The sequence below is a fragment of the Microbacterium sp. genome, from assembly GCF_044508325.1.
Lineage (GTDB): Bacteria > Actinomycetota > Actinomycetes > Actinomycetales > Microbacteriaceae > Microbacterium.
The window spans coordinates 1-15541 of record NZ_JBIQHX010000036.1 but is presented as its reverse complement, the minus strand read 5'-3'; the positions used below and the strand labels follow the sequence as shown (position 1 = coordinate 15541).

The window sequence follows — 15541 nt, the reverse complement described above, 5'->3', positions numbered from 1 at the left end:
ATGCCCACGGCCCCGCTGTCCGCCGCCTCCGCGGCTCTGCGCGTGCGCCGTCGTCTGGGCGACCGCCGACTCTAGGCGACCCCGCGATCCACCCCCCGGGGCGGTCGACGCGGGCGTCGCCGCCACGGTCCTCTCGGCTGATCCGGCCTCGTTCAGACAATAAGGTGGAATCCATGACCTATTCGGTCGCCGTCTCCGGTGCATCCGGCTATGCGGGCGGCGAGATCCTGCGCCTGCTCGCGTCGCATCCCGACATCGAGATCCGCACGGTCACCGCGCACTCCAACGCGGGGCAGCCGCTGATCGACCACCAGCCGCACCTGCGCTCGCTTGGGCACCTCACGCTGCGCGAGACGACTCCCGAGGTGCTCTCCGGCCACGACATCGTCTTCCTGGCCCTGCCGCACGGCCAGTCCGGACAGTACACGGATGCGCTCGGCGACACGCCGCTGGTCATCGACGCCGGCGCCGACCACCGGCTCGAGTCTGTCGCCGACTGGGACCGCTTCTACGGCGGCGACTTCCACGATCCGTGGGTGTACGGGGTGCCCGAGCTGCCCGTGGGTGGCGGCAAGCAGCGCGAGCGGCTCGTCGGCGCCGCGCGCATCGCCGCGCCGGGGTGCAACGCCTCGACGGTGAGTCTCAGCCTCGCCCCGGGCGTGGCCGCGGGAGTCATCGATCCGACCGACATCGTGAGCGTGCTGGCCGTCGGGCCGTCGGGGGCGGGCCGCAGCCTGAAGCCGCATCTGCTCGCCTCCGAGATCCTCGGCACCGCGAACCCGTATGCGGTCGGCGGCGTGCATCGGCACATTCCGGAGATCCGGCAGGCGCTCGTGAACGCCGGGGGGCCGGAGGGCACGGCGGCCGAAGGCATCCGGATCTCGTTCACGCCGGTCCTGGTGCCGATGGCCCGCGGCATCCTCGCGACCTCCACCGCACCGATCGCCCCGGGCGCGACCGACGGCGACATCCGCGCCGCGTGGGAGGCCGCCTACGACGACGAGACGTTCGTGCAGCTGCTGCCTGAGGGCCGCTTCCCGCGCACCGCCGATGTCGTCGGCGCCAACACCGCCCTGCTCGGCCTCGCGATCGACCGGGCCGCGAACCGCGTCGTGGTCGTCGCCGCCGTCGACAACCTCGCGAAGGGCACGGCGGGCGCCGCCATCCAGTCCATGAACATCGCACTCGGCCTTCCTGAAGACCGGGGGCTCACCGTGAACGGAGTCGCACCGTGAGCGTGACCGCGGCACGCGGATTCGAGGCCGCCGGGGTGGCGGCCGGGCTCAAGTCCACCGGCAAGCCGGACGTCGCGGTGGTCGTCAACCGCGGCCCGCGCAAGGCGGGCGCCGCCGTGTTCACCAGCAATCGCGCCAAGGCGAATCCGATCCTGTGGTCGCAGACGGCCATCGGCGACGGCGTCGTCGAGGCGGTCGTGCTCAACTCCGGCGGGGCGAACTGCTTCACGGGGTCGTTCGGATTCCAGACGACGCACCAGACCGCCGAGAAGACGGCTGAACTGCTCGGAGTGAGCGCCGGCGACGTCCTGGTGTGCTCCACCGGGCTGATCGGAGCCGGCGACGAGGTCTTCCGCGCGAAGGTGCTGGCCGGGACCGAGCAGGCGATCGCAGAGCTCTCGCCCGACGGCGGCGCCGCGGCCGCAGAGGCGATCATGACCACCGACACCCGCCCCAAGCAGGCGGTCGCCGCGGGCGAGGGCTGGACCGTGGGCGGCATGGCCAAGGGAGCGGGGATGCTGGCGCCCGGCCTTGCCACGATGCTCGTCGTCCTCACGACCGACGCCGACCTGGATGCCGCGGCGCTGGATGCCGCACTGCGCCGTGCTACCCGCACGACCTTCGACCGGCTCGACTCGGACGGCTGCATGTCCACCAACGACCAGGTGACCCTGCTCGCGTCGGGGGCCTCCGGCATCCAGCCCGATCCCGACGACTTCGCTGACCGGCTCACCCTCGTGTGCGCCGACCTCTCCGCGCAGCTGCAGCAGGACGCCGAGGGCGCGAGCCACGACATCACGATCGACGTGGTCGGCGCCGTCGACGAGGACGACGCCGTCGAGGTCGGCCGCGCCGTCGCCCGCAACAACCTCTTCAAGGCGGCGATCTTCGGCAACGACCCCAACTGGGGCCGGGTGCTCGCCGCGATCGGCACGACCTCCGCCGCGTTCGACCCCTACGACGTGGATGTCAGCTTCAACGGCGTGCGCGTGTGCACCGCCGGCGGCCCCGACCGTCCCCGCGAGGAGGTCGACCTGACGCCGCGCGCCACCGGCATCCTCATCGATCTGAAGCGGGGGGAGCACTCCGCGCGCATCCTCACGAACGACTTGACCCACGACTACGTGCACGAGAACAGCGCCTACTCCTCATGACCGATCTGCAGGACACCGACCCCGCCGAGGCGTCCGCCAAGGCCGAGACCCTCATCGAGTCGCTGCCGTGGCTGCGGCGCTTCCGCGACCAGATCGTGGTCGTCAAGTACGGCGGCAACGCCATGGTCAGCGACGGGCTGCAGGACGCGTTCGCCGCCGACATCGCGTACCTTCGCTACGTCGGCGTCAAGCCGGTGGTGGTGCACGGCGGCGGACCGCAGATCTCGAACATGCTCGACCGGCTCGCCATCCCGAGCGAGTTCAAGGGCGGGTACCGGGTCACCAGCACAGAGGCGATCTCGGTGGTGCGGATGGTGCTGACCGGCCAGATCAACCCGCAGCTGGTCGCCAAGATCAACGCCCACGGGCCCCTGGCGACCGGGCTGAGCGGTGAGGACGCGGGCCTGTTCGGCGGCAGGCGCCGCGGCGTCGTCCTCGACGGCGTGCCGCACGACCTCGGCCGCGTCGGCGACGTCGTGCAGGTCGATCCGCAGACCGTGCTCGACCACGTCCGGGCAGGCCGCATCCCCGTGGTCTCGAGCATCGCGCCCGATCTCGACCACCCGGGGCACTCGCTCAACGTCAACGCGGACGCCGCCGCAGCCGCCCTCGCCGTCGCCCTCGGGGCGGTCAAGCTCGTCGTGCTCACCGACGTGCCGGGCCTGTACGCCGACTGGCCGAACCGCGACTCGCTCGTGTCGCATCTGACCTCGACCGACCTGCGCGCGATGATGCCGCGGCTGGAGTCGGGGATGATCCCCAAGATGCAGGCGTGCCTGGATGCCGTCGAGGGCGGGGTGGAGACGGCTGCGATCATCGACGGGCGCGTGCCGCACTCGGTGCTGGTGGAGATGTTCACTGAGAAGGGAATCGGGACAGAGGTGGTTTCAGGATGACGGATGCGACGACCTGGCGGGTCGAGTCGGAGCGCGACCTCGTACGCAGCTTCGGGCCGCGGATGGCGCTGTTCGAGCGCGGCGAGGGCTGCCACCTGTGGGACGCCGCGGGTCGACGTCACCTCGACTTCCTCGGCGGCATCGCCGTGAACTCGCTCGGGTACGCACACCCCGTGTTCGTCGACGCCGTGTCCCGGCAGGCCGCGAAGCTCGCCCACGTGTCGAACTACTTCGCGACGCCGCCGCAGCTGGCCCTCGCCGCGCGGCTGAAGCGTCTGGCCGGCACGGGGGAGCGCGGCCGCGTGTTCTTCGGCAACTCCGGCGCCGAGGCGAACGAGGCCGCGTTCAAGCTCGCCCGGCTGCACGGAGGCGCCTCGCGGCCCCGCATCCTCGCGCTGCGCGAGGCGTTCCACGGGCGCACGATGGGCACGCTCGCACTGACCGGGAAGTCCTGGATGCAGGAGCCCTTCGCGCCGATGGTGCCCGGCGTCGAGTTCCTCGACTCGACGGTCGAGGCGCTGGGGGCGGCGATGGACGATCAGGTCGCCGCCCTGTTCGTGGAGCCGATCAAGGGTGAAGCCGGCGTGGTCCCGCTTCCCGACGGCTACCTCGCCGCCGCCCGCGAGCTCACCGCCCGGCACGGCGCGCTGCTCATCGTCGACGAGATCCAGACCGGCGCCGGGCGCACCGGTGAGTGGTTCGCATTCCAGCACGCCGGCATCACTCCCGACGCGATCACCGTCGCCAAGGGCATCGGCGGCGGGTTCCCCATCGGAGCGCTCATCACCTTCGGCGACGCGAGCGACCTGTTCTATCCCGGCACGCACGGTTCGACCTTCGGCGGCAATGCGCTCGGAACGGCGGTCGCCGACGCGGTGCTGGCCGAGATCGAGCGGGCCGGGCTCGTCGAGAACGCGCGGGTGCGCGGCGCGCAGGTGCGCGCGGTGATCGAGGGGATCGGCTCGCCGCTGGTGGCGGGCACGCGCGGCCAGGGGCTGCTGCTGGGCGTCGCTCTCACGCATCCGATCGCGAAGGATGTCGCCGCGGCGGCGCTGGAGCAGGGGCTGGTCGTCAACGCAGCGAACGATGCGACCATCCGGCTCGCGCCGCCGCTGACGATCGGGGATGCCGAGATCGCCGAGTTCGCCGAGCTGTTCGCCGCGGCGCTGGCGGCCGTCGAGCGGGCCGCCGAGCCTGCCGCTGCCGAGACTTCCGCCGTCGCACCGCTCGCTGTCGAGCCCGCCGCCGTCGAGCCCGCCGCCGTCGAGAAGGAGACGACCCGGTGACCCGCCACCTCCTGCGCGACGACGACCTCACCCCGGCCGAGCAGGCCGAGATCATCGCCCTGGCCGCCGAGCTGAAGAAGGACCGCTGGCAGACGAAGCCGCTCGCCGGCCCGCAGACGGTCGCGGTGATCTTCGACAAGTCCTCCACGCGCACGCGGGTCTCGTTCGCGGTCGGGATCGCCGACCTCGGCGGCGTGCCGCTGGTCATCTCCACCGCGAACAGTCAGCTGGGCGGCAAGGAGACCCCGGCCGACACCGCGCGGGTGCTGGAGCGCCAGGTCGCGGCGATCGTCTGGCGCACGTACGCGCAGGCGGGCCTCGAAGAGATGGCCCAGGGCACACGGGTGCCGGTCATCAACGCGCTCAGCGACGACTTCCACCCGTGCCAGATCCTCGCCGATCTGCTCACCATCCAGGAGCACAAGGGCGACCTGAAGGGGCTCACCCTCGCGTTCTTCGGCGACGGCCGCACCAACATGGGACAGTCGTACGTGCTCGGCGGCGTGACCGCCGGGATGCACGTGCGGGTCGCCTCGCCGGTGGAGTACGCGCCGCGCGACGACGTCGTGGCCGACGCCGACCGCCGCGCGCAGGAGACCGGTGGCTCGGTGACGCTGTACACCGACCCCAACGAGGCCGCCGCCGGGGCGGACGTCATCGTCACCGACACCTGGGTGTCGATGGGCAAGGAGGACGAGAAGCTGCAGCGCCTGCGCGACCTCACGCCGTACAAGGTGTCGCAGGAGCTCATGACACTCGCGAAGGACGACGCGATCTTCATCCACTGCCTGCCGGCCGACCGTGGCTACGAGGTCGACGCCGAGGTGATCGACGGGCCGCAGAGCGTCGTGTGGGATGAGGCGGAGAACCGCCTCCATGCGCAGAAGGCCCTGCTCGTGTGGCTGCTGAAGCAGAGCTGACCGGCCGGCTCGCCCGCAACTGGAACCACCTGGACGGCCCCGGCCGCATGGCGGGGGTCGACCTCGCCCGGGGCCTGGCCGTGCTGGGGATGTTCGCCGCGCACCTCATCGCGCTCCCGGACTTCTCGTGGGAGGACCCGGCGACGTGGCTGGATGTCGCCAGCGGCCGCTCCTCGATCCTGTTCGCCACGCTGGCGGGGCTCTCCATCGGCCTCGTGACCGGCGGGTCTGCGCCGGTCGCCGGCGCAGACCTGCAGCGGGCGCGGGTGCGCCTGGGCACCCGGGCCGGCCTGATCTGGGTGCTCGGCATCCTGCTCATCGCCACCGGGGTGCCGGTATACGTGATCCTGCCGGCGTACGGCATCCTGTTCCTCCTCTCCCTGCCGTTTCTGCCGTTGCGCTCCCGTGCGCTGTTCGCCGTCGCCGCGGTGCTGGCGGCCGTGATGCCGTTCGTGCAGGTCGTGCTGGATGCGCTGCCGCTGTGGAAGACCGAGTCGGGAGCCCTGCTGGACGCCGTGCTGGGCTGGCACTATCCGTTCACGGTGTGGATCGCGTTCCTGCTCTGCGGCCTGGGCATCGGGCGGCTCGACCTCCGGTCGCCCCGCATCGCGGCCCTGCTGCTGGCGGCGGGGGCGGCGCTCGCGGCGATCGGGTACGGCCTCGCCGCCGCCGCGGCACCGGGGCCGGCGTACTGGAACGCGGTCTGGACGGCGGCGCCGCACTCCACCGGGGTGCTCGAGGTGGTCGGGTCGGGCGGATTCGCGATGGGCGTGATCGGGCTCTGCCTGCTCGTGTGCCGGACGCCGCTGCGATGGATCGCCGTTCCGCTGCGCGCCGTGGGCTCGATGCCGCTGACGGCGTACACCGCGCAGCTCGTGGTCTGGGCGATCGTGGCGGGGATCGTCCTCGGCGACCCCGGCGACCTGACCGGGTTCCGCGCGCTCGAGCCGTTCTGGCCCATGGTGTGGGGGACTGTGATCGCCTGCACCGCCTGGGCCCTGCTGCTCGGGCGGGGCCCGCTCGAGTGGGCCGTGGCGCGGATCGCCGACGCCGCCGGCCGCTCCGCGGCATCCTGATCGCGCCCGCTGCGGCTGCGCGGGCCCCGCTCATTGCGGACTCCAGCCTGCCCGCAGCAGAGCGCTGCGGATGCGCTGCACGGCCAGGTCCGCGCTGGGGTAGACGTGCGCGGCGGTGAGGCGCACCACAGTCCAGCCGGCTTCCGCGCACGCGGCGTGCTTGTCGACGTCGCGCTGCCACTGCGCGCGCCCTGTGCGATGGTGATCGCCCTCGTACTCGATGAGGATGCGGAAGGCCGGATAGGCGAGTTCCGTGTATCCGATCGGGCGGCCGTCGTCGGCGAGCACGTCGACGTCGAGCTCGGGCTCGGGCAAGCCGCCGCGAACACAGGCGAGGCGCGTCCGCGTCTCACCGGGTGATGCGCTTCCGACGCGGATCTCGGCGAGCGCTGCGCGCAGCTTGCCCGCCCGCCGACGGTACGGGACCGAGGCTGCCGCGCGCAGCTCAGCCGGGGTGCCGAGCGCATCGCCGGCGTCGCCGCGCCGCATCCCCTTCCGCCGCGGGATGTGGACGATCGCGTCGCCGAGCTCGATGAGCTCGTCGACGGTGAGGAGGTCGGCCAGCAGGGCCCAGGTGGTCGCTGGGCTCGAGACCCTCAGCCCGCCGACCTCGCGCACGCTCGCCAGCGCGGGTTGAAGCTGGTGTCCGCACACGCCGCGCGCCCGCGAGGAGCGTCGGGGAGCGAGCGCCGCGACGTCGATGCCGCGCGGCGGGGATGTCACGCCATTGCGCGTCTGCGCCCGTACCGCCGTCCGCAGCAGCCGGATCGGCAGCGGCAGTCCCCAGAGCACCGCGGCGGTGATGTGGCTGAAGAACCAGTCGTCCGGGGCGACGGTGGCGAACGCGTGCGCGAGTCGACGGATCTCGGCCCTGAGCACGGCAGCCTCCCGTGCGATCGGGCTCACATCGGCATCCCGCTCCTCGTCGGGCACGTCGTCGTGCGGCGGTCGGTGGCGGGCGCCACGGAACGGGGCCGCCAGCGTCGGGTGCCGCAGGCGCCGCACCGTCACACCGACGGCGCGTGCGGCAGAGACCGAGAACGCCGCCGGAAGCGATCCGGGCAATGGGCGTGGAGAGCGCGGCATGCCCGACAGCCTGCCCGGCCCCGCGGGGACAGAGGCCCTGCGGATGGGGAACTGTGGGCTGCGAGAGCGATCCGGGCGCTGTGCAGGAACACACGCAGAGGCGGTGCGGGGTCGCTGTCCTCGGGCGCCGTGCGGCGGTTGCGCCCGGCATCCCGCTGGCCCCTCCTGCCGCTTCCGGGCGCGGTGGCGGCACCACGGGCCCGCGATTCGCCTGTGGGGCCGTGTGCGCCGGACTTGCCGGCCCCTCCTGCCGCTTCCGGGCGCGGTGGCGGCATGACGCGCCCGCGATTCGCCTGTGGGGCCGTGTGCGCCGGACTTGCTGGCCCCTCCTGCCGCTTCGAGGCGCGGTGGCGGCACCACCGGCCCGCAAGTCGCCGGCACGACGGGCCAGACCTCGCGGCACCCCGAGCCGCCGAAGCCCGCCCGCGCGCCTCGATAGGCTGGGTTCGTGAGCGGCACGAGGGGCGACGGCACCGACGACGAGGCGCACGGCACCAACGAGGGCGCGCTGTGGGGCGCCCGGTTCGCGAGCGGGCCCTCGCCCGAGCTCGCGGCGCTGAGCCGCTCCACGCACTTCGACTGGGTGCTCGCGCCGTACGACATCGCCGGTTCGCACGCGCACGCCGAGGCCCTCGCCGCCGCGGGGTACCTCGACGCCGAGCAGCTCGCCGCGATGCACCGGGCGCTCGACGAGCTCGCCGACGACGTCGCGTCGGGCCGGCTGACCGCGGCCGACACCGACGAAGACGTCCACGGCGCCCTCGAGCAGGGTCTGATCGAGCGGGCCGGCGCAGATCTGGGCGGCCGCCTGCGCGCAGGGCGCAGCCGCAACGACCAGATCGCGACGCTCGTGCGGCTGTACCTGCTCGATCACGCCAAGACCATCGCGCGCGACATCCTGCGCCTGATCGACGCGATCGCCGCGCAGGCCGAGGCGCACCCCGACGCGATCATGCCGGGCCGCACCCATCTTCAGCACGCCCAGCCGGTGCTGCTCGCCCACCACCTCCAGGCCCACGCGTGGCCGCTGGTGCGCGATCTGGAGCGACTGCGCGACTGGGCGTCCCGTGCCCGGGTCAGTCCCTACGGCGGGGGCGCGCTGGCGGGCTCGAGCCTGGGCCTCGACCCCGGGCTGGTCGCCGAGCGACTCGGCCTCGACCGTCCGTCCGAGAACTCGCTCGACGGCACCGCGGCACGCGACGTGGTCGCCGAGTTCGCGTTCATCGCGGCGCAGATCGGCATCGACCTGTCGCGGTTCGCCGAAGACATCATCCTGTGGAACACGCGCGAGTTCGGCTTCGTCACCCTCGACGACGGCTACTCGACGGGTTCGAGCATCATGCCGCAGAAGAAGAATCCCGACATCGCCGAGCTCGCCCGGGGCAAGGCCGGCCGGCTCGTGGGCAACCTGACCGGCCTGCTGACGACGCTCAAGGGCCTCCCGCTCGCGTACAACCGCGACCTGCAGGAGGACAAGGAGCCGGTGTTCGACTCCGTCGCGACGCTCGAGGTGCTGCTGCCGGCGTTCACGGGGATGGTGGCCACCCTGCGCTTCGACACCGACCGGATGGCATCCCTCGCCCCCGAAGGCTTCTCGCTGGCGACCGACGTCGCGGACTGGCTCGTGCGCCGGGGGGTCGCGTTCCGCGATGCGCACGAGATCTCCGGTGCGCTGGTGCGCGCGTGCGAGGAGCGGGGGATCGGATTGGCGGATGCCTCGGACGCGCTGCTGGCCGAGGTGTCGCCGCACCTGGAGCCCGCCGTGCGCGACGTGCTGACCATCGAGGGCTCGGTCGCCAGTCGCGCAGGCGCCGGGGGAACCGCCCCGGCGCAGGTGGGACGGCAGCGGGCGGAGCTCGTCGAGCGCGCCCAGAGCGCGGCGCATGCTCTCCGACTCTGAACTGATATCCGTCTGAATATCAGCGAATTCCTTATCTATCGATAAAGATAAGTGATATGCTGATGCAATGAACGTCGTCGTCATCGCGGACATCGTGGGCTCGCGGAAGCTGGCCGATCGCGCGCACGCGCAGCGTGAGATCGACCAGGCGCTCGCCCGGGTGTCGTCCGCGCTGCCCGGCGCGCCGTCGCCGCTGCGTCCGGTCGTCGGCGACGAGCTCCAGGGGATCTACCCGGGGCTGTCGACCGCCCTGGCCGCGACCCTGCTGCTGCGGCTCACCCTTCCGGAGGGACTCGACTGCCGCTTCGGCATCGGCGTCGGCGACATCGAGGAGATCCCCTCCAGCGGGGGGCCGCTGTCCGAGGGGCCGGCGTGGTGGGCCGCCCGCGCCGCGATCGATCAGGTCGAGGTGCTCGCGCGGCGGACGATGCCGGATGCCCGCACGGCGGTCGCCGCCGCCGAGGGCTCGCCGGCCGAGGTCGCCGAGGCCGTCCGTCTCGCCGCCGCCGCCGCGTTCGCACGCGACGGGCTCATCGCGCAGATGGGCGATCGCGCCCGCCGACTCGCGTACGGGCGATGCCTGGGGGCGACGCAGGACGAGCTCGCCGCGCAGGAGGGAATCACGCAGTCCGCGGTGTCGCAGATGCTGGCCGCATCGGGTGCGCCCGCGCTCGTCGAGTCGTACCGGGTGCTGACGGCCTGATCGGGCCGACGGGTAGGACGCGTCAGGTGACGGCCAGCCGCACCAGCGCCCCGACGACGCACGCCCACACGAGGCTCGCCAGCGTGCCGACGATGAACCGCTCGCGCGCCTCAGGGGTGGCCAGCTCCGAGAAGCGGCCGATGCCCTTGACCGCGACGACCACGGCGATCGCCTCCGGGTAGCCGGCGATGATCCCGAGGACCACGGCGATGCGCTCGAGGTAGCCGATCACGGTGCCCCCGCGCATGAGCGTGCGGGTCTGGGCGCCGGGCTCGGCATCCCCGTCCGTTCCGGCCGCCGGCAGCACGATGCCGCCGTCCGAGGTCTCCTGCACCCGCCCGCCCGAGGCGATGTCGAGGATCCGCCGGGCGACCGGGTTGCCGCCGGCGACGGCGACGGCCACGCCCAGGACGGCGAGGATGACGCCCATCAGCGGCGAGATGTTCACCGGCGCCAGCGCCACCAGGATCAGGGCGAGCACGACGAGCAGTCCCGCCAGCACGAGCGGCAGCGTGCGCGGGCGCGCCATGCTGACCACCACCAGCACGAGCGCGCCGCACAGCGCGAAGAACAGGAAGATCACGAGGATCGCCACCAGCAGCGCGTCCGGCATCAGCACCATGGCCCCAGTCTTTCAGCTACCACCCCCGCTGATAGCCTGAAACGCGTGTCTGAACCCGTCGTGAGCGCGCTGGCGCCGGCCAACGATCCCACGTTCGAGAACGTCTGGGACGAGATCGTGTGGCGTGGCCTGGTGCACGTGTCCACCGATCAGGAGGCGCTGCGCGCGCTGCTGGGCGGCCCCCCGATCACGTACTACTGCGGGTTCGATCCGACCGCTCCCAGCCTGCACCTGGGCAATCTCGTCCAGCTGCTGCTGCTGCGCCGCCTCCAGCTGGCGGGCCACCGGCCGCTCGGGCTCGTCGGCGGCTCGACCGGCCTCATCGGCGATCCGCGCCCGTCGGCCGAGCGCACGCTGAACACGAAGGACACCGTGGCCGAGTGGGTCGGCTACCTGCGCGCGCAGGTCGAGCGGTTCCTCAGCTTCGAGGGCGAGAACGCGGCGCGCATCGTCAACAACCTGGACTGGACCGCGCCGCTGAGCGCGATCGACTTCCTGCGCGAGATCGGCAAGCACTACCGCGTGGGCACCATGCTCAAGAAGGACGCCGTCGCGGCACGGCTGAACTCCGAGGCCGGCATCAGCTACACCGAGTTCAGCTACCAGATCCTGCAGGGTCTCGACTACCTCGAGCTCTACCGCCAGTACGGATGCGTGCTGCAGACCGGCGGCTCCGACCAGTGGGGCAACCTCACCAGCGGCGTGGATCTGATCCACTATGTCGAGCACGCGGCGGTGCACGCGATCGGAACGCCGCTGATCACCAACAGCGACGGAACGAAGTTCGGCAAGTCCGAGGGCAACGCGATCTGGCTGGATGCCGAGATGTGCAGTCCGTACCGCATGTACCAGTTCTGGCTGAACACCGACGACGCCGACGTGATCCAGCGCCTGAAGATCTTCACCTTCCTCACGCGCGCCGAGATCGAGGAGTACGAGCGGCTGGTCGAGACCGAGCCGTTCCGGCGCGCGGCGCAGAAGCGGCTGGCGCTGGAGGTGTGCACGACCGTGCACGGGACGGATGCCACGGCGAAGGCGATCGCCGCGACCGAGGCGCTGTTCGGCCAGGGCGACCTGGCGAGCCTGGATGCCGCCACCCTGCGTGCGGCGCTGGAAGAGCTGCCCCACGCGCAGGTGGCACCGGGCACCCCGGTCGTGCAGGCCCTGGTGGAGACGGGCCTCGTCTCCAGTCTCAGTGAGGGTCGCCGTGCCGTCGCGCAGGGCGGTGTGTCGCTCGACGGCGCGCGCGTGGCCCGCGACGACGAGGTGGTGTCGGGGTCGCTGCCGGGCGGTGTCTCGGTGCTGCGGCGCGGCAAGAAGACGCTCGCGGGCGTCTTCGTGGCCTGATCCGTCGCGAGCCGGTCGCAGGATGCCGTTCACTCCGAGTCACGCGGTCATCGCGCTCCCGTTCCTGCGCACGCCGCTGGTTCCGGCCGCGATCGCCGCCGGGGCGATGGCGCCGGATCTGCCGCTGTTCGTCCCGTTCGCGCCGTTCGGGTATCTGCAGACGCACAGCTTCGCGTTCCTGCCGGTGACGATGCTGGTCGCGCTCGGGCTGCTGCTCGTGTGGCGCAGCGGCATCCGCCCCGCGATGCGTGAGCTCTCTCCGCAGTGGGTCGCCCGCCGGCTCCCCGCGGAATGGGATGCCGGAGCCGCCGCCGCGGCCGCGGAGACCTTCGCAGGCCGGGGGCGCCGGCATCCGTCTGTTGCCGGCATCCTGCTGCTGGCGGCATCCCTCGCACTGGGGGCGGCCAGCCACATCGTCTGGGACTTGTTCACCCACGCGGGGCGCGCCGGCATCGATGCGCTCGACGTGATGTGGGGATCGATGCCGGCCTACCGGTGGCTGCAGCACGGGTCGACCGTCGTGGGGCTCGCGATCATCGCCGTGTGGGCGGTCCTGTGGCTGCGGCGGAGGGACCCTGCCCCGCCGGTGCCGCGCGTGCTGCCGGACGGGGTGCGGCTCGCGTGGTGGATCTCGCTGCCGGTCGTGCTCGCCGTCGCCCTGGCGATCGGCAGCGTCGTGCTCGGTCCGCTCACCTCGCAGTGGCGCCTCGAGCACGTCGCGTACCGCACGCTGCCTCCGGCGTGTGCGCTCTGGGGTGTGTTCACCGTCGCGCTGTGCCTGGTGGTCCAGCGCCGCCGGCGCTGAGTCAGGCCCACTCCGGCTCGTCGCGGCCCCACGGGCGCGGCGCCGCGAACCGGGTCGGCCCGCCCGCGTAGGCGACCGCCGGCGCCGCGGTGGTGACGGTCACCCCGTCGACGTCGAACGACTGCGTGTGGGCGCCGGGCGCCGGAAGGGATGCCTGGGGCTCGGGCGTCTGCGTACGGTGCCGGCCCAGCAGCTCGGCCGCGATGCGCCGCAGCGAGGTCTCGGCCAGCCATGAGCCGCCCTCGGCGGCGCGCCGCTGCAGCAGGGTCATCGCGGCGGTGGCCAGGAGGTATCCGGCGGTGTGGTCGAGCGCCTGCGCGGGCAGGGCCCCGGGCAGCTCACCGTCCGGCGACTCGGCCCGGGCGATGCCCGACGCGGCCTGGACCAGACTGTCGAAGCCGCGCCGCTGCGCATCGCCCCAGGCGCTGTGGCGGACGACGACGATGCCCGGACGCCGCTGCGCGAGCGCCGCGGGCGACAGCCCCAGACCGTCCAGCGCCGCGGCACGGTACCCCAGCGCGACGACGTCGGCGGTCGCCAGCAGTGCGTCGAACCGGGTGCGCCCGGCGGTCGTGGCGAGGTCGAGCAGCGCCGATCGCTTGCCGTGCCCGGTGTCCAGGTGCTGCATGCCGATCTCAGGCAGTCGCGGCGGATCGATCCGCAGCACCTCGGCGCCCAGCAGCGCCAGGGTGCGGGTGCCGACCGGTCCCGCGATCACGCGGGTGAGATCCAGGACCCGGATGCCGCGCAACGGCGCCTCTGCCGGCCCCGCGGGCAGGGGCCGCGCGGGGGACCGGCCCAGCGGTGTCACGGCGAGCAGCGGCTCCTGCCGCAGCCGCGCGTCGACCTTGCGATCCTCCGGCAGCACGGGCACGCACAGCCCGCCCCGCGCCGTCACCCTCGCGGACACCTCCGCCGCGTCGTGTTCGAGGAGGGCGGCGGCGGTGTCGTCGCGCCCCGCATCCGGTCCGAGTCCGAGCACGGCGCGAAGCACCGCTGCGTGGTGCGGGTAGTTGCCGTGCGTGCGCACCCACCGGTCGCGCGCCCGGAAGAACCCCGACAGGGGAGCGAAGGCCGTCGGCTGCACGTCGTCGATGCGCAGCCACTGCTCACTCGAGTACGCCACGGCGATGGCGTCCGCATTCAGCGGAACGGGGCGCGCACCGGCGAGCTCGGCCGCAGCGAGGGAGGCCGCGGCCGTCGCGCCCAGTGCCAGGCCCGCCGCATCCGTCCGCGCCGGGAGCGGCACCGGCCGTGACGGGGACGGCAGCGGCGCGCGGCCCGCGCCCAGGTCGCTGCGGACGCGATCGAGCAGGTCCTGGGGCGAGGCGGGGAGAGTGGGCATGGCCGGAACCTACGTGCTCGGGGCCGCCTGCGCCAGGGCCGGCACTGCCGATCGTGGTCGGCGGGGCGGTCGCCGCCCGCGCGAGCGTGGCCGAACGGGCGGAATTCCGCGGCTCTCCGGCGCGACACGCCCGGGATCCGAGCCGGATTTGGCACGCGCCCGGCGGTCACGTACAGTAATACCTGTTCGCCCCAAAGGGAAAGAGCGGAGGGCTTCAGGCCCCGCCCCCTCAAGCGGAGAACCACCACCCATCGAGACTCTCCTTGAGAGTCGCGGACCTCCGGGTCTAGGATGGGATTCCCCCTCCGAAGGAGCGGTCGGAGCCGACCCGCGGATCGTTCGAGATCCGGGTCGGTTGATTTGACCCGGCTCAGGCGGAGAGGGTAAGATAGAGAAGTTGCCCTGCCGGCAAGATCGAGAGATCGAGCAGCAGGAGCATCCGATCCTTGAGAACTCAACAGCGTGCACTTGTCAAATGCCAAATAACCTCGTTCCAGCTTCGGCTGGATGAGATTCCTTTGGATCAAAGTCCGGCCAGCGATGGCCGGCAACGGATAAGTCAGCAATGACATCCAACTTTGGTCAGTTCAAACTCGCTGCGTCAGCCGTTTTCCCGGCCGACTGCAGCAGCATTCTTTTACGGAGAGTTTGATCCTGGCTCAGGATGAACGCTGGCGGCGTGCTTAACACATGCAAGTCGAACGGTGAAAGCGGAGCTTGCTCTGCTGGATCAGTGGCGAACGGGTGAGTAACACGTGAGCAACCTGCCCCGGACTCTGGGATAACAGCTGGAAACAGCTGCTAATACCGGATACGAGCTGCGAAGGCATCTTCAGCAGCTGGAAAGAATTTCGGTCCGGGATGGGCTCGCGGCCTATCAGCTAGTTGGTGAGGTAACGGCTCACCAAGGCGTCGACGGGTAGCCGGCCTGAGAGGGTGACCGGCCACACTGGGACTGAGACACGGCCCAGACTCCTACGGGAGGCAGCAGTGGGGAATATTGCACAATGGGCGCAAGCCTGATGCAGCAACGCCGCGTGAGGGACGACGGCCTTCGGGTTGTAAACCTCTTTTAGCAGGGAAGAAGCGAAAGTGACGGTACCTGCAGAAAAAGCACCGGCTAACTACGTGCCAGCAGCCGCGGTAATACGTAGGGTGCAAGCGTT

General features: G+C 72.0%; 13 protein-coding genes and 1 rRNA gene. 11 read left to right on the top strand and 3 right to left on the bottom strand.

Annotation, left to right across the window (positions count from 1 at the left end; all coding sequences use genetic code 11):
- The first annotated feature begins 173 nt into the window (after window positions 1-173).
- The 6 genes from argC to ACIWQI_RS15780 are packed head-to-tail and all read left to right on the top strand — an operon-like array spanning window position 174 to window position 6567.
- Complete coding sequence (gene argC / locus ACIWQI_RS15805) at window positions 174-1235, top strand: N-acetyl-gamma-glutamyl-phosphate reductase (RefSeq protein WP_396658878.1); 1062 nt, start codon at window positions 174-176, stop codon at window positions 1233-1235.
- Window positions 1232-2389, top strand: a complete 1158-nt coding sequence (argJ, locus tag ACIWQI_RS15800) for a bifunctional glutamate N-acetyltransferase/amino-acid acetyltransferase ArgJ (RefSeq protein WP_396658876.1) — start codon at window positions 1232-1234, stop codon at window positions 2387-2389. Before argC ends, argJ begins: the two co-directional genes overlap by 4 nt.
- A complete protein-coding gene (gene argB, locus ACIWQI_RS15795) occupies window positions 2386-3285 on the top strand; it encodes an acetylglutamate kinase (RefSeq protein ID WP_396658874.1) in 900 nt (299 codons plus the stop codon). The genes argJ and argB overlap by 4 nt, the downstream gene beginning before the upstream one ends.
- Window positions 3282-4571, top strand: a complete 1290-nt coding sequence (locus ACIWQI_RS15790; RefSeq protein ID WP_396658872.1) for an acetylornithine transaminase — start codon at window positions 3282-3284, stop codon at window positions 4569-4571. Before argB ends, ACIWQI_RS15790 begins: the two co-directional genes overlap by 4 nt.
- Window positions 4568-5491 carry an ornithine carbamoyltransferase gene (argF, locus tag ACIWQI_RS15785; RefSeq protein WP_396658870.1) on the top strand — a complete coding sequence of 308 codons (924 nt, stop codon included), beginning with the start codon at window positions 4568-4570 and terminating at the stop codon, window positions 5489-5491. The genes ACIWQI_RS15790 and argF overlap by 4 nt, the downstream gene beginning before the upstream one ends.
- On the top strand, window positions 5470-6567 hold the full coding sequence (locus tag ACIWQI_RS15780; protein ID WP_396658869.1) for a heparan-alpha-glucosaminide N-acetyltransferase domain-containing protein: 1098 nt from the start codon (window positions 5470-5472) through the stop codon (window positions 6565-6567). The genes argF and ACIWQI_RS15780 overlap by 22 nt, the downstream gene beginning before the upstream one ends.
- Before the next feature lie 30 nt (window positions 6568-6597).
- On the opposite strand, the gene ACIWQI_RS15775 is transcribed toward ACIWQI_RS15780, so the two are convergent.
- A complete protein-coding gene (locus tag ACIWQI_RS15775; RefSeq protein WP_396658868.1) occupies window positions 6598-7653 on the bottom strand; it encodes a hypothetical protein in 1056 nt (351 codons plus the stop codon).
- Between the two features lie 448 nt (window positions 7654-8101).
- Here ACIWQI_RS15775 and argH point away from each other — a divergent pair, with 448 nt between their 5' ends.
- The gene (gene argH, locus ACIWQI_RS15770) at window positions 8102-9553 is read left to right on the top strand and encodes an argininosuccinate lyase (RefSeq protein ID WP_396658867.1); all 1452 of its coding nucleotides are present in this window, start codon (window positions 8102-8104) and stop codon (window positions 9551-9553) included.
- A gap of 67 nt (window positions 9554-9620) precedes the next feature.
- Window positions 9621-10256: a SatD family protein gene (locus ACIWQI_RS15765; RefSeq protein ID WP_396658865.1), complete on the top strand. Its 636-nt coding sequence runs from the start codon at window positions 9621-9623 to the stop codon at window positions 10254-10256.
- 22 nt (window positions 10257-10278) lie between these two features.
- Here the strand turns inward: ACIWQI_RS15765 and ACIWQI_RS15760 are convergent, their stop codons facing one another.
- Entirely contained in the window at window positions 10279-10878 is a 600-nt protein-coding gene (locus ACIWQI_RS15760; protein ID WP_396658864.1) for a hypothetical protein, read from the bottom strand.
- Window positions 10879-10923: 45 nt separating this feature from the next.
- Between ACIWQI_RS15760 and tyrS the strand changes: the two genes are divergently transcribed.
- Together tyrS and ACIWQI_RS15750 are read left to right on the top strand one after the other, a co-directional pair.
- Entirely contained in the window at window positions 10924-12225 is a 1302-nt protein-coding gene (gene tyrS / locus ACIWQI_RS15755) for a tyrosine--tRNA ligase (protein ID WP_396658862.1), read from the top strand.
- 22 nt (window positions 12226-12247) lie between these two features.
- Complete coding sequence (locus tag ACIWQI_RS15750; RefSeq protein WP_396658860.1) at window positions 12248-13030, top strand: DUF4184 family protein; 783 nt, start codon at window positions 12248-12250, stop codon at window positions 13028-13030.
- A gap of 1 nt (window position 13031) precedes the next feature.
- Here ACIWQI_RS15750 and ACIWQI_RS15745 read toward each other — a convergent pair whose 3' ends face one another.
- Window positions 13032-14375 (bottom strand): CoA transferase, encoded by a 1344-nt coding sequence (locus ACIWQI_RS15745; RefSeq protein ID WP_396658858.1) that lies wholly within the window; start codon window positions 14373-14375, stop codon window positions 13032-13034.
- Window positions 14376-15011: 636 nt separating this feature from the next.
- Between ACIWQI_RS15745 and ACIWQI_RS15740 the strand changes: the two genes are divergently transcribed.
- Window positions 15012-15541 (top strand): 16S ribosomal RNA (locus ACIWQI_RS15740); the annotation flags it as partial.

Bases quoted from the DNA above. Each gene is read 5' to 3' on its own strand.
- ACIWQI_RS15765 (WP_396658865.1), top strand. From the start codon at position 9,621: ATGAACGTCGTCGTCATCGCGGACATCGTGGGCTCGCGGAAGCTGGCC.
- ACIWQI_RS15790 (WP_396658872.1), top strand. From the start codon at position 3,282: ATGACGGATGCGACGACCTGGCGGGTCGAGTCGGAGCGCGACCTCGTA.
- ACIWQI_RS15775 (WP_396658868.1), bottom strand. From the start codon at position 7,653: ATGCCGCGCTCTCCACGCCCATTGCCCGGATCGCTTCCGGCGGCGTTC.
- ACIWQI_RS15745 (WP_396658858.1), bottom strand. From the start codon at position 14,375: ATGCCCACTCTCCCCGCCTCGCCCCAGGACCTGCTCGATCGCGTCCGC.
- argB (WP_396658874.1), top strand. From the start codon at position 2,386: ATGACCGATCTGCAGGACACCGACCCCGCCGAGGCGTCCGCCAAGGCC.
- ACIWQI_RS15760 (WP_396658864.1), bottom strand. From the start codon at position 10,878: ATGGTGCTGATGCCGGACGCGCTGCTGGTGGCGATCCTCGTGATCTTC.
- argC (WP_396658878.1), top strand. From the start codon at position 174: ATGACCTATTCGGTCGCCGTCTCCGGTGCATCCGGCTATGCGGGCGGC.
- ACIWQI_RS15750 (WP_396658860.1), top strand. From the start codon at position 12,248: ATGCCGTTCACTCCGAGTCACGCGGTCATCGCGCTCCCGTTCCTGCGC.